A 23,161-nucleotide genomic window follows, 5' to 3' on the forward strand; every position below is an offset into this window, starting at 1 on the left:
AGGTGCGGGGTTTTCGGGTGGAGTTGGGTGAGGTGCGGGCGGTGGTGTTGCGGTTTGCGGGGGTGCGGCAGGCGGTGGTGGTGGCGCGGGGGCAGGGGTTGGTGGCGTATGTGGTGGCGGATGGTTCGGTGCGGGGGTTGCGGGCGTTCGTGGGTGAGCGGTTGCCGGATTACATGGTGCCGTCGGTGGTGGTGGAGTTGGCGGCGTTGCCGTTGAACGCCAACGGCAAGGTCGACACCACCGCACTCCCCGAACCGGCGCTCACCGGCTCCGTCTCGCGCCCGCCGGCGGACTTCCGGGAGGAAACCGTCTGCGCGGTCTTCGCCCAGGTGCTCGGCGTGGACACGGTCGGCGTGGACGACGACTTCTTCGCCCTCGGCGGGCACTCCCTGCTCGCCGTCCGGCTCATCGACCAGCTACGCGACCGGGGCCTCGACGCCTCCGTACGATCGCTGTTCCGGACGCCGACCCCAGCCGGCCTGGCTGCCGCCGCCGAACCGGACGCCGTCGAGGTCCCGGACGCCCGCATCCCGGCCGGCGCACGGACCCTCACCCCGGACATGCTGCCGCTGGTCACGCTGTCCCCGGCGGAGATCGACGTCGTGGTGGACACCGTGGACGGTGGCGCGGCCAACGTCGCCGACGTCTACCCGCTGGCGCCCCTGCAGGAGGGCATGCTCTTCCACCACCTCATGGCCGACGCCGGGGCCGACGACGCGTACGTCACCGCGGTCGTGCTGGAGTTCGACGACGCCGAGCGGCTCGACGCCTTCGCCGCGGCCCTGCACCAGGTCGTCACCCGCCACGACGTCTACCGGACCGCGGTGCTCTGGGACGGCGTGCCCCACCCGATCCAGGTGGTGTGGCGCGAGGCGACCCTGCCCGTCACCGCCGTCGACCTGGAACCGGGCCCCGCCGACCCGGCCGACCGGCTCGTCGCGCAGGTCGGCATGACCATGAGCCTGGACCGGCCACCCCTGCTGGACCTGCACATCGCCGAGGTGCCCGGCGGCGGTGGACGCCGGCTGGCCCTGCTGCGCATGCACCACCTGGTGCAGGACCACACCGGCATGGACAAGGCGCTGCACGAGATCCGCGAGATCATGGCCGGCCGTGGCGGCCAGCTCCCGCCCCCGGTGCCCTACCGCTCCTTCGTCGCCCGGGCCCGCCGGGACGACGGCGCGCACCAGGAGTTCTTCGCCGAACTGCTGGGCGACGTGACCGAACCCACCGCCCCGTACGGGCTGATGGACGTCCACGGCGACGGCAGCGGCACCCGGCAGAGCCGGCTCACCGTCGAAGGCGCCGTAGCCGCCCGCATCCGGGACGTCGCCCGGCAGGCCGGCACCAGCCCGGCGACCGTCTGGCACGTCGCCTGGGCCCGGGTCCTGGCCGTGGTCTCCGGCCGCGACGACGTCGTCTTCGGCACCGTGCTGCTGGGCCGCATGACCGCCGGCGCGGACGCCGGCCGGGCCCTGGGCCTGTTCATCAACACCCTGCCCGCCCGGCTACGCACCGGCGAACTCAGCGTGCGCGACGCCGTGGAGGTCATGCGCGCCCAGCTGATCGCGCTGATGGACCACGAGCAGGCCACCCTGGCCCTCGCCGGGCAGGCGAGCGGAGTGCCGGCGGACAGCCCGCTGTTCACCTCGCTGTTCAACTACCGGCACAGCAGCCGGCGGACCCGCACCGAGCAGCGGCAGGACGAGTCGCTCGGCGTGCGCACGGTCCGCACGCGCGAGCGGCAGAGCTACCCGGTCAGCGTCTCGGTCGACGACCAGGGCGATGGCTTCGCGGTGAGCGTCGACGCGGTCGCCCCGGCGGACCCCGGCGAACTGGGCGACCTGCTGCTCACCGCGGTCGCGGACCTGACCGAGGCGCTGGCCTCGACGCCCGAGCGGGCGCTGACGGCCGTACAGGTGCTCGACGAGACCGCCCGCAAGTCGCTGCTGGACCGCGGCACCGAGGGCGAGGTGCCCGTCGCGGTCGAGTCCCTGGCCGGAGCGTTCCAGGCGCGGGTCGCCGCGACGCCGGACGCGGTCGCGGTGTCGGCCGGCCCGCACAGCGTCACCTACCGCGAGCTGGACGACCGGGCGAACCGGATCGCCCGGTCCCTGCTGGCGCACGGAGTGACCCGGGGTGCCGTGGTGGCCGTGCTGCTGGACCGCGGAGTGGACGTCGTGGCCTCGCTGCTGGGTGTGGTCAAGGCCGGCGCGGTGTACCTGCCGATCGACCCCCAGCAGCCGGCGGGCCGGGCGGCCTACATGGTGGCCGACGCCGGCGCGGTGTGCGTTGTCGGCGCCGGCGACTTCCCCGGTGTGCCGGCGCTCGACCCCGCCGTGGCCCACCCCGACGGCTCGCCGCTGACCGACGCCGAACGCGGCGGCCCGGTACTGCCGGACCAACCGGCGTACGTGATCTACACGTCTGGCTCGACCGGCGCGCCCAAGGGGTGCGTGGTGACCCACCGCAGCGTGATGGACCTGCTGGCGGCCGCGCGGCAACGCTTCGAGGTGGGTCCCGACGACGTGTGGACGTGCTTCCACTCCTTCGCCTTCGACTTCTCCGTGTGGGAGATGTGGGGCGCGCTGCTGACCGGCGGCCGGCTCGTGGTGGTGCCGTACGAGGTGACCCGCTCGCCGAACGAGTTCCTCGACGTGCTGGCGCGGCAGCGGGTGACCGTGCTGAGCCAGACACCCTCGGCCTTCGCCCAGTTGCAGGCGGCGCTCGACGACGACACCCGCGCGCGGCTGACGCTGCGCTACGTGGTGTTCGGCGGCGAGGCGCTCGACCTGTCCCGGCTGCGGGACTGGTACGCCGCGTTCCCGGACGGCCCGCAACTGGTGAACATGTACGGGATCACCGAGACCACCGTGCACGTCACCCACGCGGCGCTCGACGCGGCGCTGGTGGCGACCGCCGACGGCAGCCTCGTCGGGCGCGCGCTGCCCGGGTGGCGCACCTATCTGCTCGACGACACCCTGCAGCCCGTCCCGGCCGGCGTCACCGGTGAGCTCTACGTCGGCGGGGCCGGCCTCGCCCAGGGCTACCTCGGCCGGGCGGGACTCACCGCGCACCGGTTCGTGGCGTCGCCGTACGAGCCCGGGCAGCGCGTGTACCGCACCGGCGACCTGGCCCGGTGGACCGCCGACGGGACGCTCGAGTTCCTCGGCCGAGCCGACGACCAGGTGAAGATTCGAGGCTTCCGGATCGAGCCCGGCGAGGTGCGCGCGGCCGTCCTGACCCACCCCGCCGTGCGCGACGCGGTGGTCGTCGCCCGCGAGGACGTACCCGGCGACCCCCGGCTGGTCGCGTACCTCATCGCCGACGGCCCGGTCGACGACCTGCGCCGGCACGTCGGACAGCTCCTGCCCGGCTACATGGTGCCCGCCGCGGTGGCCGTGGTGGACCACTTCCCGCTCACCGCGAACGGCAAGCTGGACCAGCACGCGCTGCCCCGGCCCGACCATCCGGCCGCCGGCCGCGGACGGGCCCCGGCCGACGAACGCGAGGACGCGCTGTGCCGGGCGTTCGCCGACGTTCTCGGCCTCGCCGATGTCGGCGCCGACGACGACTTCTTCGACCTCGGCGGGCACTCGCTGCTCGCGGTGCGCCTGATCTCGCGGATCCGGGCGGCCCTGCACACCGAGGTGCGGATCCGCACGGTCTTCCAGCACCCCACCCCGGCCGGCCTGGCCGCCCACCTGCAGACCCAACCGTCCCAGCGGCCGAACCGGCCCGCACTGCGCCCGATGCGCGGGGAGGAAGCCCGATGATTCCGTTGTCGTTCGCGCAGCGCCGGCTCTGGTTCCTGGCTCAGGTCGACCCCGACGACGCCACCTACCACCTGCCGGTCGTGCTGCGGCTGCCCGCCGGGACCGACCCGGCCACGCTCACCGCGGCCCTGCGCGACGTGCTCGGACGCCACGAGGTGCTCCGGACCGTCTTCCCGACCGCCGAAGGCGAACCACACCAGCAGGTGCTGCCGCCGGCCGACCTCGACTGGCGCCTCGAGGTCGCCGAGGTGACCGGTGACCCGGCGCAGGCCGTCGCCGACCGGGTACGGCTGCCCTTCGACCTCGCCCGCGACGTGCCGATCCGCGCGTCGCTGCTGACCTCCGGCCCCGACCGGGTGCTCGTCCTCGTCGTGCACCACATCGCCGCCGACGGCTGGTCGGTGGGCGTGCTGCGGCGCGACGTCCACACCGCGTACGCCGCCCGCAGCGCCGGACGGGCCCCCGACTGGGCGCCGCTGCCGGTCCAGTACGCCGACTACGCCCTGTGGCAACGCGAACTGCTCGGCGACGAGGCCGACCCGGCCAGCGTCGCCGCCGAGCAGCTCGGCTACTGGCGACAGGCCCTCGACGGGATCCCCGACGAACTCGACCTGCCCTACGACCATCCCCGGCCCGCGGTGGCCGGCAACCAGGGCCACGCCACCGACTTCACCGTGCCGGCCGACGTGCACGCCCGGCTCGTCGAGCTGGCCCGCGCCGAGGGCGCCACGCTGTTCATGGTGTTGCAGGCGGCCCTGGCGGTCCTGCTGTCCCGGGTCGGCGCGGGCACCGACATCCCGGTCGGCTCGTCGGTGGCCGGGCGCACCGACGAGAGCCTCAACGACCTCGTCGGCTTCTTCATCAACACGCTCGTCATCCGCACCGACCTGAGCGGCGACCCCACGTTCCGCGACGCGGTCCGCCGCGTCCGGGACCGCAGCCTGACCGCCTTCGACCACCAGGACGTGCCGTTCGACCGGATCGTCGAGGAACTGGCCCCGACGCGCAGGCTCAGCCGGCACCCGCTGTTCCAGGTCATGCTGAGCCTGCAGAACTTCGGAGCGGCGGCCGTGGAGGACGCATCCCGCGCCGAGCGGACCGGCAGCGGCCCGTCGACCACGGCGTCCAAGTTCGACGTCGAGGTCATCGCCAAGGAGAGCGTCGACGGACGCGGGCGGCCGGCAGGTCTCCAGGGCGCCGTGATCGTGTCGGCGGACCTGTTCGATGCGGGTTCGGTGCGGCGGTTGTCGGCCGGGTGGGTGCGGGTGTTGGAGCAGGTGGCGGCGGATCCGTCGGTGTTGGTGCGTGCCGTTGCGGTGTCGGGTGAGGAGGATCTGGCGCGGCTGGTGTCGGCCGGTGTGGGTGAGGTCCTGTTGGGTGTGGATGTGTCGGTGGTGTCGTTGTTCGAGCGGCAGGTGGCGGCGTGTCCGGGTGCGCCGGCGGTGGTGGGTGGTGGTGTGTCGTTGACGTTCGCGCAGGTGGATGCGCGGGCGAATCGTCTGGCTCGGGTGTTGCGGGCCAACGGTGTGGGTGTGGATTCGGTGGTGGGTCTGGCCCTGCCGGGTGGTGTGGACATGGTTGTGGGGATGGTGGCGGTGTGGAAGGCCGGCGGCGCCTACCTACCGGTGGACGTGGGCTTGCCGACGGATCGGCTGGCGTTCATGTTCACCGACGCGCGGGTGTCCGTGCTTGTCGGGACGGACGAGGTGTTGGGTGATCTGCCCGCCGGTATGCGGACGGTGTCGGTGGACGATCCGCTGCTGGGCGTCATGCCCGACGAGGCGCCGGGTGTAGACGTGCCGTTGGACGCTTTGGCTTACGTGATCTACACGTCGGGGTCGACGGGGCGTCCGAAGGGTGTCGGTGTCACGCAGCGGGGTCTAGCGAACTACGTGGCGGCGGTGCCTCGGCGTCTCGGGTGGGGTGCGCCGGGTGCGCGTTACGGCTTGTTGCAGGCGCAGGTGACGGATCTGGGTAACACGACGATCTTCACCAGTCTCGCCACGGGCGGCTGTCTGCACGTGCTGGACGCGGACATGGTGGTGGATCCGGCGGCGGTGGCGGGGTATTGGCGTGAGCACGAGATCGAGCATGTGAAGGCCGTCCCGTCGCACCTGGCTGCCCTAGCCGCCGGTGGGGTGGAGGCGGTGCTGCCGTCGGGGTCACTGGTGCTCGGTGGTGAGGCGGCGGCGCCGCAGTTGGTGGATGCGGTGGTGTCGGTGGGTCGGCCGGTGTTCAACCACTATGGCCCGACGGAGACCACGATCGGTGTGCTGACCGGTCCGATGACCGGTTCGGGTGGGGTGTTGGGGTTGCCGGTGCCGAATATGCGGGTGGTGGTGTGGGACGAGTGGTTGCAACCCGTCCCGGTGGGTGTGGTCGGCGAGTTGTATGTGAGTGGCCCGCAGGTCGCGCGGGGCTACGCCGGTCGGCCGGGTTTGACCGCGGCGCGGTTCGTTGCCGGCGCGGGTGGGGTGCGGTGGTATCGGACCGGGGATCGGGTGCGGTGGACCGCCGACGGGGTGGTGGAGTTCGCCGGTCGCGCTGATGATCAGGTGAAGATTCGTGGTTATCGGGTCGAGCCGGGTGAGGTCCAGGCCGTCGTCGGGGCGTATCCGGTGGTTGAGCGGGCGGTGGTGGTCGCCCGTGAGGATCAGCCGGGGGACAGGCGTCTGGTGGCGTATGTGGTGGCGGACGGTCCGGTGGACGGGCTACGGGAGTTTGTGGCCGGGCGGCTGCCGGAGCACATGGTGCCGTCGGCGTTCGTGTCCCTGACCGAGCTGCCGTTGACCGGTAACGGCAAGTTGGATCGGAAGGGGTTGCCGGCGCCGGAGTATGCCGGTGGGTCGAGCCGGGAGCCGGCCAACGAGCGGGAGCAGGCGCTGTGTGACGCGTTCGCGCACGTGCTCGGTGTCGACACGGTCGGGGTGGATGACGACTTCTTCGCCCTGGGTGGGCACTCCCTGCTGGCGGTGAGGTTGATCTCTCGGGTGCGGGTGGTCCTCGGCGCCGAGTTGGAGATCCGGACCCTGTTCGAGCAGCCCACCCCCGCCGGGATCGCCGCGCACCTGGCCGACACCGAGACGGCGGCACGACCCGCCCTGATCGCCGGCGAACGCCCCGAACGGATCCCGCTGTCGCACGCCCAGCAGCGGCTGTGGTTCCTGGCCCAGCTCGACGCGGACAGCTCCTACAACTCGCCGCACGTCGTCACCATGCCGTCCGACGTCGATGTCGAGGTGCTCGGCGCCGCGCTCGGCGACGTGCTGGCCCGCCACGAGGCGTTGCGGACCGTGTTCCCGACGATCGACGGGGAGCCGTACCAGCGGATCCTGAGCACCGCCGAGCTGGACTGGCGGCTCACGGTGGTGACCGTCGAGGGTGACCTGGCCGCGGCGGTCGCGGAGTGCACGCAGCGGGTCTTCGACCTGAGCCGGGACATTCCCTTCCGGGCCGAGCTGCTGCGCGGGCCCGACGGTGTGGTGCTGCTCGTCGTCGTGCTGCACCACATCGCCAGCGACGGATGGTCGATGAGCCCCCTCGCGCGGGACCTGACCGAGGCGCTGGCCGCGCGCGAGGCCGGGCACGCGCCGCGGTGGACGCCGCTGCCGGTCCAGTACGCCGACTACGCGCTGTGGCAACGTGAGCTGCTCGGCGAGGAGAGCGACCCCGGCAGCCGCATCGCCCGCCAACTGGGCTACTGGCGGGAGGCGCTCGCCGGGGTACCCGAGGAACTGGAGCTGCCCGTCGACCGTCCGCGGCCGGCCGTCACGAGCCACCGCGGGCACCGCGTCGTCCTCGACGTGCCGGCCGAGCTGCACGCGGCGGTGCTGCGGGTCGCGCAGGACGAGGGCGCGACCGTCTACATGGTCGTGCAGGCCGCGCTGGCGGTGCTGCTGTCGCGACTGGGCGCCGGCACCGACATCCCGATCGGGTCGGCGGTGGCCGGGCGTACCGACGAATCGCTCGACGATCTCGTCGGCTTCTTCGTCAACACGCTGGTGATCCGCACCGACCTGACCGGCGACCCGACGTTCCAGGAGGTGCTGGGCCGGGTCCGCGAGCGCAGCCTGGCCGCGTTCGCGCACCAGGACGTGCCGTTCGAACGGCTGGTCGAGGAGCTGGCGCCGGCCCGCTCGCTGGCCCGCCCACCGCTGGCGCAGGTCATGCTCACCGTGCAGAACCAGCGCACGAGCCTGGCCGATCCCCGCCGCCGTCCGGCCGCGCCCGCCGCGCGGCAACCGGTCTCCTCGAAGTTCGACATCGAGGTGACGGTCAGCGAGGCCTACGACGCCGACGGCCGGCCGGGCGGACTGCGCGGCTCGGTGGTCCTGGCCGCGGACCTGTTCGAGCAGGCCACGGCCGAGGCGGTGACGGCCCGGCTGGTGCGGGTGCTGCGTCAGGTCACCGCGGTGCCGCAGCTACGGCCGTACGAGATCGACGTGCCCGGCGACGACGAGCGCCGGATGCTGCGGGAGTGGAACGAGACCACGCTGACCGGTGTCGCGCCGTCGATCCTGCCGCTCATCGCCGAGCAGGTGACGCGGCGACCCGAGGCGACCGCCGTCGTGTGCGAGGGGCTGCGGCTGTCGTACCGTGACCTCGACGCGCGGGCGAACCGGCTGGCGCACGTCCTGCGGCAGCACGGCGCCGGACCGGAGAGGGTCGTCGCGGTGGCGCTGCCGCCGTCGGCGGACCTGGTGCCGGTGCTGCTGGGCGTGTGGAAGGCCGGCGCCGCATACCTGCCGATCGACATCCACCAGCCCGCCGAAAGGGCCGGATTCGTGCTGGCCGACAGCAACGCCGTCGTGCTGGTCGGCACCGAGGACACGCTCGACGAGCTGTCCGTCGGCGGGCTGCCGGTGCTGGCGATCGACGACGCGCTCACCGTGACGGCACTGAGCCTGGCGCCGGACACCGCCCCCGCCGCCGCGCCGGCCGGTGACGCCCTGGCTTACGTGATGTACACCTCCGGCTCGACCGGCCGGCCCAAGGGCGTCGCCGTCACGCACGCCGGACTGGCCAACTATCTGACCTGGGCCCGCCGGGACTACGCCGACGGCGCGGCGGGCGGGGCGCCGCTGCACTCGTCCCTGGCGTTCGACCTCACCGTGACCAGCCTGTTCCTGCCGCTGATCACGGGTTCCGCGGTGACGGTCAGCCCGACCGGCGGCGCCGAAGGCCTCGCCGACCTGGTCCGGACGTCCGGCGGCTTCGGGCTGGTCAAGGTCGTCCCGGCGCACCTGCCGCTGCTGGGCGCGCTGGTGCCGCCCGAGCAGCACGCCACCGTGGCCCGGCGGTTCGTCGTCGGCGGCGAGCAGTTGCCCGGCGCCGAGGTGCGGGACTGGCTCGCCCGGGCGCCCGGCTCGGTCGTCGTCAACGAGTACGGCCCGACCGAGACGGTGGTCGGCTGCTGCACGTACGAGGTCCGCGCCGGCGACGACCCCGGTGCGGTGGTCCCGATCGGCCGGCCCACGGCCAACACCCGCCTCTACGTGCTCGACGAGCGGTGCCGGCCGGTGCCCGTCGGGGTGAACGGTGAGCTCTACATCGCCGGCGCGCAGCTCGCCCGCGGGTACGCGGGGCGCCCCGGCCTGACCGCGGAACGGTTCGTCGCCGACCCGTCCGGCGACGGCGCGCGGATGTACCGCACCGGCGACCGGGCCCGCTGGACGCACGGCGGGCAGCTCGTCTTCACCGGCCGCGCCGACGACCAGGTCAAGGTCCGCGGCTACCGCATCGAGCCGGGCGAGGTGGAGGCCGCGGCGCTGGCCCACCCCGCGGTGACCCAGGCCGTCGTCGTCGTGCGCGACGAGCGCCTGGTGGCCTACGTGGTCGCCGACGAGGAGACCGGCGGCGGGCAGGTCCAGCGGTTCATCGCCGGCCGGCTGCCCGAGTACATGGTGCCCTCCACCGTGGTGGTGCTGGAGCGGCTGCCGCTGACCGCCAACGGCAAGGTGGACCGCAGGGCGCTGCCGGCCCCGGAGCGCGAAACCGCGGGCGGCGTTCACCGCGCGCCGGTGAATCCGCGCGAGGCCCTGCTCTGCGAGGCCTTCGCCGACACGCTCGGTGTCGGCACGGTCGGCGTCGACGACGACTTCTTCCAGCTCGGCGGCCACTCGCTGCTGGCCGTCCGGCTGCTGGCGCGGATCCGCGCGCTGCTCGGCGTCGACCTGGAGATCCGCGAGCTGTTCCAGCACCCGACCCCCGCCGGGCTGGCGGATCTGCTGCCCGAGGACGCCGGCCGGCCCACGCGTCCCGCCCTCGTCGCCGCGCCGCGCCCGGACCGGATCCCCCTCTCGTACGGCCAGCAGCGGCTGTGGTTCCTCGCCCAGCTCGACCACGACGCCACCTACAACAGCTCGGTCGTCGCCCGCTTCAGCGCGGACGTGGACGAGGCGGCGCTGGCCCTCGCGCTGCGCGACGTGCTGGCGCGGCACGAGGTGCTGCGGACGCTGTTCCCCGCCGTCGACGGCGAGCCGTACCAGCGGATCCTCCCCATGTCCGAGCTGGACTGGCGGCTGGAGGTAGCCGACGTGCCGGGCGATCCGGCGCAGGCCGTCGCCGAGCGGGTGCGCCGGCCGTTCGACCTGGCGAACGAGGTGCCGGTGCGGGCCGCGCTGCTGCGCACCGGCCCCGACGAGCGCCGGCTGGTCGTGGTGCTGCACCACATCGCCACGGACGGCTGGTCCCTCGCGCCGCTGCGCCGCGACGTCCTCGCGGCGTACGAGGCCCGACGCGCCGGCTCGGCGCCGGACTGGGCGCCCCTGCCCGTGCAGTACGCCGACTTCGCGCTGTGGCAGCGCGCCGTGCTGGGCGACGAGGCCGATCCGGACAGCCTGATCGCCCGGCAGATCGACTTCTGGCGTGCCCAGCTCAGCGGCGTACCGGAGGAGCTGCCGCTGCCGTTCGACCGGCCGCGCCCGCCGCTGCCCAGCCACCGGGGCGTGGCCGCCGGGTTCGCCGTACCGGCGGAGACCCACGCCCGCCTGAGCGCCCTCGCCCGGGCGGAGGGCGTCACGGTGTTCATGGTGGTGCAGGCGGCTCTGGCGGTGTTGCTGTCGCGGTTGGGTGCGGGCGCTGACATTCCGATCGGCTCGGCGGTGGCCGGGCGTGGTGACGAGGCGTTGGACGACGTGGTCGGTTTCTTCGTCAACACGTTGGTGATCCGCACCGACCTGACCGGCGACCCGACGTTCCAGGAGGTGCTGCGTCGGGTTCGTGAGCGTGGTCTGGACGCCCTGGAGCATCAGGACGTGCCGTTCGAGCGGCTGGTCGAGGAGCTGGCCCCGGCCCGTTCGCTCGCCCGCCCGCCACTCGCGCAGGTCATGGTCACCCTGCAGAACCTCGAACAGCCCGGTGCCGCCCGCCCGGGGACCCCGCCGCCGGTGCCCGCGCAGAGCACCGCCCGCTTCGACCTGGAGCTGACCGCCGGCGAGTGGTTCGACGAGCAGGGGCGGCCCGCGGGCATGCACGGCGTGCTGGTCGGCGCGGCGGATCTGTTCGACGAGACCTCCGTGCGCGGTCTCGCCGCGCGGTGGGTGCGGGTGGTCGAGCAGGTCACGGCCGTGCCGCAGGCACCGGTACGGGTCGTGGACGTCGTCCTCGACGACGAGCGGGCCCGGCTGGGCGGCTTCGCGTCGGGCCCGGCCGAGGACTTCGGCGCGGGCAGCGTGCTGGAGCGCTTCCAGGACCGGGCCCGGACCACCCCGGAGGCGCCGGCGGTGGTGTGCGACGGCACCACGCTCACCTACGCCGACCTGGACGAGCGCGCGAGCCGGATCGCCGCCCACCTGAGGGCGACCGGGGTACGCCGCGACGCCGTGGTGGGCATCTGCCTGCCGCGGGGCGTGGACGTGGTCGCGGCGATGGTGGGCGTGTGGAAGGCCGGCGCGGGTTTCGTGCCCGTGGATCCGGCTCTGCCGCCGGCCCGGCGGGACTTCATCCTGGCCGACTCGGGCGCCTCCACGGTGGTCGACGAGGGTGTGCTGGCCGCGAGCGACTCGGCCGCCGACGTCGCCCCGCCGGCGCCGGTGCTGCCGCTGTCGGTCGCCTACGTCATCTACACCTCCGGGTCGACCGGTGTGCCCAAGGGCGTCGCGTGCACCCACGCCGGCCTGTGGAATGTGGTGTCCGTCTTCGCGCCGGTGGTGGGTGCGGCGGTCGGTCGGCGGGTGCTGCAGTTCGCCTCGTTCGGCTTCGACGCGTCGGTGTTGGACGTCGGGATGGCGCTGGTGTCCGGGGCGACGTTGGTGATCGCCACCGAGGAGCAGCGTGGTGACCCCCGGCTGCTGGCCGGGTTGGCCGTCGACTCGGCGAGCGTGGTGCCGTCCCTGTTGGAGGTCGTGGCGCCGGAGGAGATGGCGGAGACCGACACCGTGCTGGTGGGCGCGTCGGCGGTGTCGGAGCGGACCGCGCGGGTGTGGTCGCGGGGGCGGCGGCTGGTGAACACGTACGGGCCGACCGAGGCGTCGGTGATGGTGACCGCCGGTGAGGTCGACGGCGGCGCCGGGCCGGTGCCGATGGGCGCCCCGGTGGCGAACACCTCGGTGCTGGTGCTGGACGAGTGGTTGCAGCCGGTGCCGGTGGGCGTGGTCGGTGAGGTGTATGTCGGCGGTGTGCAGGTGGCTCGCGGCTATCCGGGTCGCGTGGCGCTGACCGCGCAACGGTTCGTCGCGTCGCCGCTCGGCACCGGTGAGCGGCTCTACCGCACCGGGGACCGGGCCCGGTGGACCGGCGGTGGTGATCTGGTGTTCGCCGGTCGGGCCGACGAGCAGGTGAAGATCCGGGGCTTTCGGGTGGAGCCGGGCGAGGTGCGGGCGGTGGTGCTTCAGCATCCGGCCGTGCGGCAGGCCGTGGTGGTCGTTCGCGACGAGCGGTTGGTGGCCTACGTCGTCGCCGACGGGCTGCTCGACGGTCTCCCGGGGTTCGTGGGCGAGCGGCTGCCCGACTACATGGTGCCGTCGGCGGTCGTCGAGCTGGCCGCACTGCCGCTGAACGCCAACGGCAAGGTGGACGTCCGCGCCCTGCCGGCTCCGGCGACGGTGACCACCGGGCGGGCTCCCGCCGACGTGCGCGAGGAACTGCTCTGCGCGATCTTCGCCGAGGTGCTCGGGGTGGACGACCTCGGCGTCGACGACGACTTCTTCGCCCTGGGCGGACACTCGCTGCTGGCGGTGCGGCTGGTGGCGCGGATCGCCCGCGTCTTCGGCGTACGGCCCCCGGTGCGCGTGGTCTTCGCCGCGCCGACGCCCGCCCGCCTGGCCCGGCTGATCGGGCCCGCCGCGGACACGCCGGCGGTGAGCCTCACCGAGGTGACCCGACCGGACCGGGTGCCGCTGTCCTACGGTCAGCAGCGCCTGTGGTTCCTGTCGCGGTGGGAGGGCGCCGGCGGCCTGTACACCATCCCGGTACGCGTCGGCCTCCCGTCCAGCTTCGACGAGTCGGCGCTGGAGGTGGCGGTGCGCGACGTGCTGGACCGGCACGAGGTGCTGCGGTCGGTGTTCCCGGTGGAGGAGAGGCAGCCGTACCAGCGGGTGCTTCCGGCGGCCGAGGTGGGCTGGCGGCTCGGCTGGTCGCCGGTCGAGGGCGACTTCGACCTCGGCGCGCAGGTGCCGTTCCGGGCCTGGCTGTCCGAGGACGCCGACGGTCCGGCGCTGGTGATGGTGGTGCACCACATCGCCTCGGACGGCTGGTCCGTCGGGATGCTCGTCCGCGACCTGCTGCACGCGTACGAGGCACGAGCCGCCGGCGCCGCCCCGGACTGGACGCCGCTGCGCGTGCAGTACGCGGACTTCGCGGTGTGGCAGCGTCGGGTGCTGGGCGACGAGAACGACCCGGACAGCCTGCTGGCGCGGCAGATCGCGTACTGGCGTGACGCCCTCGCCGGCGCGCCGGAGGAGACCGTCCTGCCCGCCGATCGGCCCCGGCCGGCCGTCCCGACCCATCGCGGCGTCGCCACCCCGCTCGAACTCCCGGCGCGGACGCACCGGGCCGTCCTGGACCTGGCCCGCGCCGAGGGGGTCACCGTGTCCATGGTGGTGCAGGCGGCCCTGGCGGTGCTGCTGTCCCGCCACGGCGCGGGCGACGACATCCCGCTCGGCACCGCCGTGGCCGGGCGTGACGACGAGGCGTTGGACGACGTCATCGGTTTCTTCGTCAACACGCTTGTGGTGCGTGCGGACCTGACGGGGGATCCGTCGTTCCGGGAGCTGCTGGGTCGGGTCCGTGAGCGTGGGTTGGACGCGTTGGAGCATCAGGACGTGCCGTTCGAGCGGCTGGTGGAGGAGTTGGCGCCGGTGCGTTCGGCGGCCCGGCATCCGCTGTTCCAGGTCATGTGCACCCTGCAGAACCTGCCGGGCCGGCGTCGCTCCGCCCTGGGCGGCCCGGCCACCCCGGCCGCCGCCCGCACGGACGTGGTCGCCAAGTTCGACCTCGAACTCAACATCGGCGAGGCGTTCGACGACGAGGGGCGTCCCGCCGGCCTGCGCGGATCGCTGACCGGTGCGGCGGACCTGTTCGACACCGAGTCGGTGGTGGCGCTGGCCGCCCGCTGGGTGCGGCTGCTGGAGGCGCTGGTCGCGGAGCCCGGCCTCCGCGTCGCGGCGGCGCCGGTCCTGCCGGACGAGGAGTACGGGCGTCTCGTGCGCTTCGCCTCGGGTCCGGTGACGGACGTGGGTTGGGGTTCGGTGCTGGATGGTTTTCGGGTGTGGGTGGGGTTGACGCCGGATGCGCCGGCGGTGGTGTGTGGTGGGGTGGTGTTGTCGTTTGTGGAGTTGGATGTGTTGTCGAATCGGGTGGCGAATTTTTTGGTGTCGGTGGGTGTGGGTGTGGATTCGGTGGTGGGGGTGTGTTTGCCGCGTGGGGTGGATGTGGTGGTGGCGATGGTGGGGGTGTGGAAGGCGGGTGCGGGTTTTGTGCCGGTGGATCCGGGGTTGCCGGTGGCGCGGCGGGAGTTCATGGTGGCGGATTCTGGTGCGGTGTTGGTGGTGGATGAGTCGGTTATGGCGGGGTTGGATGTGGTGGGGGTGGGGATCCGGGTGTGGTGGTGTTGCCGTTGTCTTTGGCGTATGTGATTTATACGTCGGGTTCGACGGGGGTGCCGAAGGGGTGGCGTGTTCGCATGCGGGTTTGGTGAATGTGGTGTCGGTGTTGGGGCCGCGGTTGGTGGGTGGGGGTGGGGGTTGTTGCAGTTTGTGTCGTTTAGTTTTGATGCGTCGGTGTTGGATGTGGGGGTGGCGTTGTCGGGGGTGTTCGGTTGGTGGTGGCGTCGGAGGATGAGCGGCGGGATCCGGTGGGTTTGGCGGGGTTGGATGTGGGGGCGGCGAGTGTGGTGCCGTCGTTGTTGGAGGTGTTGGATCCGGGGTTTTGCTCATTGGCGGGATGTGGTGGTGGGGTCGTCGGCGATTGGTGAGGCGACGGCGTGGGCGTGGGCGGGTGGTCGGGTGTTGTCGAATGCGTATGGGCCGACGGAGTGTTCGGTGATTGTGTCGTGTGGTGTGGTGGTGGCGGGTCGTGGGGTGTCGATGGGTGGGCCGTTGGCGAATTGTTCGGTGTGGGTTTTGGATGAGGGTTTGCGGCCTGTTCCGGTGGGGGTGGTGGGTGAGGTTTATGTGGGTGGTGTGCAGGTGGCTCGGGGTTATGCGGGGCGGGTGGGGTTGACGGCGCAGCGGTTTGTGGCGTCGCCGTTTGGGGTGGGTGAGCGGTTGTATCGGACGGGGGATCGGGCGCGGTGGTCTGTGGGTGGGGAGTTGGTGTTCGCGGGGCGGGTGGATGAGCAGGTGAAGGTGCGGGGTTTTCGGGTGGAGTTGGGTGAGGTGCGGGCGGTGGTGTTGCGGTTTGCGGGGGTGCGGCAGGCGGTGGTGGTGGCGCGGGGGCAGGGGTTGGTGGCGTATGTGGTGGCGGATGGTTCGGTGCGGGGGTTGCGGGCGTTCGTGGGTGAGCGGTTGCCGGATTACATGGTGCCGTCGGTGGTGGTGGAGTTGGCGGCGTTGCCGTTGAACGCCAACGGCAAGGTCGACACCACCGCACTCCCCGAACCGGAATACGTGTCGACCGGACGGCCCCCGGCGAATCCGCGCGAAGAATTGCTGTGCGCGGCCTTCGCCGACGTTCTCGGCGTGCCCGACGTCGGCGTGGACGACGACTTCTTCGCCCTCGGCGGGCACTCCCTGCTCGCCGTCCGGCTCATCGACCAGCTACGCGGGCACGGCCTCGCGGTGGCGGTGCGCGACCTGTTCCGCGCGCCCACGCCCGCCGGGCTCGCCGGCGCCGCCACCGTGCCCACCGAGGCCGTCCCGCCCAACCTGATCCCGGCGGACGCGCGGACCATCACCCCGGACCTGCTGCCGCTCGTCGACCTGAGCCAGGCCGACATCGACCGCATCGTCACCGCCGTCGACGGCGGCGCCGCCGCCGTCGCCGACGTCTACCCGCTGGCGCCCCTGCAGGAGGGCTTGCTCTTCCACCACCTCATGGCGGGGGAGGGCGCCGACGCGTACGTCTCGGTCGTGGTCCTGGAGTTCACCGGCGAGACCGACCGGGACCGCTTCGCCGAGGCCCTGCAGCGGGTCGTGGACCGGCACGACGTCTACCGCACCGGCGTGCACTGGGACGGTCTGCCCGAGCCGGTGCAGGTGGTGAGACGCACGGCCACCCTGCCGGTCACCGAGGTGACGCTCCCCGCGGGGACCACCGACCCGGTGGCCGCCCTGGTCGCCGCCGTGGGCCGGACGATGGACCTGACCAGCCCGCCGCTGATGGACCTGCACACCACCGGCGACGGCACCGGCCGGCAGCTCGGCCTGCTCCGCATGCACCACCTCGTGCAGGACCACACCGGCACCGACCAGTTGCTGCGCGAGGTGCGGGCCTTCCTGGCCGGGCACGGCGACGACCTGCCGCCCGCGACGCCCTTCCGCGACTTCGTCGCCGAGGCCCGGCGCCGCGCCGGGGAACCGGACGACTACTTCGCGGAACTGCTCGGGGACGTCACCACGACGACCGCCCCGTACGGCCTGACCGACGTGCACGGTGACGGCGCGGCGACCGTACGGGACCACCTGGTCCTCGACGGCGAGCCGGCCGTCCGGGTCCGGGAGGTCGCCCGCCGGCTGGGCGTCAGCCCGGCCACCCTGTGGCACGTCGCCTGGGCGCGGGTCCTGGGCACGGTCTCCGGCCGCGACGACGTGGTGTTCGGCACGGTCCTGCTGGGCCGGACGAACGCCGGCGCCGGCGCCGGCCGGGCGCTGGGCCTGTTCATGAACACGCTGCCGGCGCGCGTCCGGCTGGCGGACGTCGGCGTGCTCGACGCCGTACGCGGGATGCGGACGCAACTGGCGGCGCTGCTGGAACGCGAGCACCTGCCGCTGTCGGTCGCGCAGCAGGCCAGCGGCGTGCCCACCGACGTGCCGCTGTTCAGCTCGGTGTTCAACTACCGGCACAGCGAGCGGGACACCGGCGGACGGCCGGACCGGGCGGCCACCGGCGGCATCCGGTCGGTGTTCATGCAGGAACGGGCCAACTACCCGCTCGGCGTGTCGATCGACGACCTCGGCGCCGACTTCGTGATCACGGTCGACGCCGCCGCCCCGGCGCAACCCCGGGCCGTGGCCGCCCTCGTCGGCACCGCGCTGGACAATCTGACGTCCGCGCTGGTGACCGCCCTGGACGGCGGCGAGCAGGCCCGCCTCGCCGACGTGGCGATCCGGCCCGCGGACGAGATCGAGCGGCAGCTCGGCGCGTTCAACGACACCACGCGAGCCGTCCCCGCCCTGTCCGTGGCCGAACTCGTCGAGGCCCAGGTGCGCCGGACGCCGGACGCGACCGCGCTCGCCGGCGCCGGGATCGACTGCTCCTTTGCGCAGTTGGACGCCCGGGCCAACCGGATCGCGCGGCTGCTGCTCCGGCGCGGGGTGCGCCGCGGGGCGGTGGTGGCGGTGGTGATGGACCGCGGGACCGCCCTCGTGACCACGCTGCTCGGCGTGCTCAAGGCCGGCGCGGCATACCTGCCGGTCGAACCGGGCCAACCGGCCGCCCGCTTGGCCCAGTTGCTCGGCGACAGCGGCACGGACCTCGTCCTCACCGATGGCACACCGGTCGCCGCGGTGCCCGATGTCACGGTCACCACGATCGGTGAGCGGGACCTGGACGGGCTCTCCGGCGAGCCCGTCGACGTCCGGGTCACCGCCGCCGACGCCGCGTACGTCATCTACACCTCCGGCTCGACCGGCCGGCCCAAGGGGGTGGTGCTGACCCACGGCGGCGCGGTCAACCTGGCGCTGGCGCAGATCGAGCGGTTCGGGATCGCACCCGGCGCCCGGATCCTGCAGTTCGCCTCGATCGGCTTCGACGCGGCGACCTCGGAGCTGCTCACCGCCCTCGCCGCCGGCGCGACGCTGGTGGTCGCGCCCGCCACGGCGCTGCGCCCCGGCGGTGGGCTCGAGGAGGTCGTGGCCACCCACGGCGTCACCCACGTCACGCTGCCGCCCGCGGTGCTCGCGGTGCTGGAGCCGGACGCCCTGCCGTCGGTCACCACACTCGTGTCCGCCGGGTCGGCGCTCGACGCGGACGTCCTGCGCCGCTGGGCGCCGGGCCGGCGCCTGATCAACGCGTACGGCCCGACCGAGACGACCGTCTGCGCCAGCATGTCGCACCCGCTGGCTCCGGACGCGCACCCGACGATCGGCACGCCGATCGCCAACGGGCGGGCCTACGTGCTCGACGACGCGTTGCGGTCCCTGCCGCCCGGCGTCACCGGCGAGCTCTACGTCGCCGGCGCCCAGGTGGCCCGCGGCTACCTCGGCCGCCCCGACCTGACCGCCGAGCGCTTCGTGGCCGACCCGTTCCGTGCCGGCGAGCGGATGTACCGCACGGGCGACCTGGCCCGGTGGACGCCGGACGGCCAGCTCGACTTCGCCGGACGCGCCGACGACCAGCTCAAGGTGCGTGGCTACCGGGTCGAGCCCGGGGAGATCCAGGCCGCCCTGCTCACCCACCCGGCGGTCACCCAGGCGGTGGTCGTGGCCCGCGACGACGCCCTGGTGGCCTACGTCGTCGGCCACGCGCCGGCCGGCGAGCTGCGCGAGCACCTGGCCGGCCGGCTGCCGGGCCACCTGGTCCCGGCGGCGGTGGTCGAGCTGGCGGAGCTGCCGCTGACGGTCAACGGCAAGGTCGACCACCGGGCGCTGCCGGCCCCCGCGGCCGGCACCACCGGCGCCGAGGACCGGCCCGCGAGCGCTCAGGAGGACCTGATCGCCGAGGCGTTCGCCCAGGTGCTCGGCGTGCCACGGGTAGGACCGCACGACAACTTCTTCGCGCTCGGCGGGCACTCGCTGCTCGCCGTACGGCTGATCTCGCGGCTGCGGACCCTGCTCGGCGCCGAACTCGACATCCGTACGCTGTTCGACGCCCCGACCCCGGCCGGGCTGGCGGGTCGCTGGGACGGCACGACCCAGCCGCCGCTGACCGCCGGCCCGCGGGCCGAGCTGGCGCCGGTCTCCTTCGCGCAGCAACGACTGTGGTTCCTGCACGAGCTGGAGGGTCCGTCCGCCACCTACCACGTCTCGTCGGTGATCCGCCTGCCCGAGGCCGACCGCGGCGCCCTGGCCGCGGCGCTGCGCGACGTCATGGACCGGCACGAGGTGCTGCGCACGGTCTTCACCACCGTGGACGGCGTCCCGTACCAGCGGGTGCTGTCCGTCGCCGAGGCCGGTCCACGGCTGGGCACGGCCGCCGGGCCGGAGGAGCTGACCGCGCTGGCCGAGCAGCCGTTCGACCTGGCCACCGAGGTGCCGATCCGGGCCTGGCTGCACGAGGCCGGCAGCGAGTCGCAGCTACTCCTGGTCGTGCACCACATCGCCACGGACGGCTGGTCGGCCGGGCCGCTGGCCCGGGACCTGACGACGGCGTACGTCGCCCGGCGGGCCGGACGGGAACCCGACTGGGCGCCGCTGCCCGTGCAGTACGCCGACTACGCCCGCTGGCAGCGCGAACTGCTCGGCGACCCGGCCGACCCGGACAGCGTGCTGTCGCGCCAGGTCGCCTACTGGCGGGACACCCTGGCCGGCGTCCCGGAGGAGATCGCCCTGCCGTACGACCACCCGCGGCCCGCCGTCGCCGGCCACCGCGGGCACGGCGTCGCGCTGCACCTGCCGGCCGAGCTGCACCGGGCGGTGGCCGAGCTGGCCCGAGCCGAGGGTGTCACCGTGTTCATGGCGCTGCAGGCGGCGCTCGCGGTGACGCTCACCCGACTCGGCGCCGGCACCGACGTCCCGATCGGCTCGGCCGTGGCGGGCCGGTCCGACGAGGCGCTGCACGACCTGGTCGGCTTCTTCGTCAACACGCTCGTGGTGCGCACCGACCTGGCCGGCGACCCGACCCTGCGGGAGGTGCTGGCCCGGGTCCGCGAACGCACGGTGGCGGCGCTGGGCCACCAGGACGTGCCGTTCGAGCGGCTGGTGGAGGAACTCGCCCCGACCCGGTCGCCGGCCCGCCCGCCGCTGTTCCAGACGGCGTTCACACTGCAGAGCCCGGGCACCGCGGGCGCCCCGCCGGCGACCGGCGACCTGACCGGTGTCGCGGCGAAGGTCGACCTCGAGGTGACCGCGCAGGAACTGCGCGACGACCAGGGCCGTCCGGCCGGCCTGCGGGCCGCCGTCATCGGCGCGACGGACCTGTTCGAGGCGTCCACGGTGGCCGCGCTGGCCGAACGCTGGACGACGGTGCTACGCCTGCTCGGCTCGCACCCGGACCTGCGCCTGCACCAGGTGGACGTACGCACCGATCGGGAGCGGGAGCTGATGCGTGACGCGGGGGCCGGCAGCACCCTGACGACCGTCTTCCGGCCGGTGCACGAGACGATCGAGGCCCGGGCGCGGCAGGCCCCGGACGCGGTGGCCGTGCTCGGCGACGCCGGGCACGTCACGTACGCCGGGCTGGACGCCGAGGCCAACCGCGTGGCGCGCCTGCTGCTGGCGCGCGGCGTGACCCGCGGCTCCGTGGTGGCGGTGTCCCTGGACCGCGGGCTGCCGCTGGTCACCGCGCTGCTGGGCGTGCTCCGGGCCGGGGCGGCGTACCTGCCGATCGACCCCCGGCAGCCGGCGGAGCGCAAGCGGTTCCTCGTCGCCGACAGCGGCGCGGTCCTGACGCTGACCTCGGTGACCGAGGCCGCCGGACTCTCCGGGGACCCGCTCACCGAGGCGGAACGCGGCGGCGCCCTCGGCGCCGAGGACGCCGCCTACGTCATCTACACCTCCGGCTCCACCGGCGTACCCAAGGGCGTGGTGCTCACTCACGGCGGCGCGGCGAACCTGATGGCGGCGCAGCTCGACCGGCTCGGGGCCGGCCCGGACAGTCGGGTGCTCCAGTTCGCCTCGGTCGGCTTCGACGCCGCGACGTGGGAGCTGCTCATGGCCTTCGGCGCGGGCGGCGCCCTGGTCGTCGCCCCCGCCGACGACCTGCTGCCCGGCGGTGAGCTGGCCGCCGTGATCGACCGGCACCGGGTCACCCACGTGACGCTGCCGCCGGCCGCGCTCGCGGTGCTCGACCCGGCCGGCCTGCCGTCGGTGACCACGCTGGTGTCGGCGGGCTCCGCGCTCGACGGCGCGCTGGCGGCGGCCTGGTCGCGGGGGCGGCGGCTGGTCAACGCGTACGGGCCGACCGAGACCACGGTCTGCGCCACCATGGCCGACGTGACCGGTGACGCCGGCTCGCCGCCGATCGGGGCGCCGGTGGCGAACACCCGCATCCACGTGCTGGACGACCTGCTCCAGCCGATCCCCGCGGGCGTGGTGGGCGAGCTGTACGTCAGCGGCCCGCAGGTGGCCCGCGGCTACGCCGGGCGTCCCGCGCTCACCGGCGAGCGTTTCGTGGCGGACCCGTTCACCGCCGGCGGGCGGATGTACCGCACCGGGGACCGGGTGCGCTGGACCGCCGACGGTCGGCTGCTCTACTGCGGACGCTCGGACGACCAGATCAAGATCCGTGGCTTCCGGATCGAGCCGGGCGAGGTCCGGGCGGCGGTGCTGGCACATCCCGGGGTGAGCCGGGCCGCGGTCGTCGCCCGGGGCGAGCGACTGGTCGCGTACGTGGTCACCGCCGGCGACATCGGCGACCTCCAGGCGTTCCTCGCCGACCGGCTGCCCGACTACATGGTGCCCTCGGCGTTCGTGACCCTCGACGAGCTGCCGCTGACCCTGCACGGCAAGCTCGACACGGCCGCCCTCCCCGCCCCGGAGCACTCCGCCGCCCCCGCGCCGGCCAGGGCACGCCGCGGCCCCGGGTCGATCCTCGAGGCGGCGCTCTGCGAGGTCTTCGCGGAGGTGCTCGAGGTCCCGTCCGTCGCGGTGGACGACAACTTCTTCCAACTCGGCGGTCACTCGCTGCTGGCGGTGAAGCTGGTCGGCCGGCTGCGGGAGCGGGGCGTCGTGGTGCGGCTGGCCGACATCCTGGCCGCGCCGACCGTGACGGCGTTGCTCAACCGGATGAGCCTGACGTCGGTCAGCGGCTCCCTCGACGTGGTGCTGCCCATCAAGACCGAGGGTTCGCTGGCGCCGTTCTTCTGCGTGCACCCCGCCGGTGGGCTCAGCTGGTCCTACAGCCCGTTGGCCCGGCACGTGCCGGCGGACCTGCCGCTGTACGGCCTGCAGGCGCGCGGCTTCGACGGCGCCTCGGAACTCGCCGGGTCGGTGACCGAGATGGCCCGCGACTACGTACGCGAGATCCGGCGGATCCAGCCGTCGGGCCCCTACCACCTGCTCGGCTTCTCCGCGGGGGTGCTGCCGGCCCACGAGATCGCCGTGCAACTGGAGGCCGCCGGGGAGAAGGTCGCCGCCCTGGTGATCCTGGACGCCTACCCGAACGAACCGGGGACGCCTCCGGCCCGGGCCCCGGAACTCGACCACCTGATGTCGAGGATGGAGGCCGAGGCGGGGGAGACGGCCGGCGGCTTCTCCACCGACGAGATCCGGACCTTCGCGCGGATCTACCGGAACAACGTCGCGGTCACCGGGGCGCACGAGTGCGGTCGCTTCACCGGCGACGCGCTGGTCGTGGTGGCCGGGCGGTCCCGGCCCGCCGACGAGCCCTGGGCGCGGCGGTGGCAGCCGTTCGTCGCCGGCGACATCGCGGAGGTCCGGCTGGACTGCCGGCACAGCGACCTGCTCGATCCGGAGACCCTCGGTACGGCCTGGGCGGCGGTCGCCGGGTGGCTCGGCGCCGACCGGCCACCGGCCTGACGGGAAGGGCTCCGGTGTCCGCCGGAGCCCTTCCCGACTGCGTTGACGCACATTTATCGGCCGGGTAAATTCGCATTGTCGGCGCTCCGAGAAATTGTCCGCGGCGCCACTTTCTTCCGGGGAGCATCCCCGTTTCGGGAATTCCCCCTT

The 23,161-nt window shown here is 73.8% G+C and carries 3 protein-coding genes; all 3 read left to right on the plus strand.

Annotated features, from left to right (window positions below; all coding sequences use genetic code 11):
* The first annotated feature begins 2 nt into the window (after positions 1–2).
* The gene (locus H1D33_RS05880; protein ID WP_307755357.1) at positions 3–3,776 is read left to right on the plus strand and encodes a non-ribosomal peptide synthetase; all 3,774 of its coding nucleotides are present in this window, start codon (positions 3–5) and stop codon (positions 3,774–3,776) included.
* Positions 3,773–14,851: a non-ribosomal peptide synthetase gene (locus tag H1D33_RS05885; protein WP_307755358.1), complete on the plus strand. Its 11,079-nt coding sequence runs from the start codon at positions 3,773–3,775 to the stop codon at positions 14,849–14,851. Before H1D33_RS05880 ends, H1D33_RS05885 begins: the two co-directional genes overlap by 4 nt.
* Positions 14,852–15,088: 237 nt before the next feature.
* Positions 15,089–23,011 (plus strand): non-ribosomal peptide synthetase, encoded by a 7,923-nt coding sequence (locus H1D33_RS05890; RefSeq protein WP_307755423.1) that lies wholly within the window; start codon positions 15,089–15,091, stop codon positions 23,009–23,011.
* Positions 23,012–23,161 lie beyond the last annotated feature (150 nt).

The sequence above is a fragment of the Micromonospora ferruginea genome, from assembly GCF_013694245.2.
Lineage (GTDB): Bacteria > Actinomycetota > Actinomycetes > Mycobacteriales > Micromonosporaceae > Micromonospora > Micromonospora robiginosa.

Excerpts from the sequence above, each read along its gene's own strand:
- H1D33_RS05885 (WP_307755358.1), top strand. The coding sequence starts at position 3,773 with ATGATTCCGTTGTCGTTCGCGCAGCGCCGGCTCTGGTTCCTGGCTCAG.
- H1D33_RS05890 (WP_307755423.1), top strand. The coding sequence starts at position 15,089 with ATGTGGGGGCGGCGAGTGTGGTGCCGTCGTTGTTGGAGGTGTTGGATC.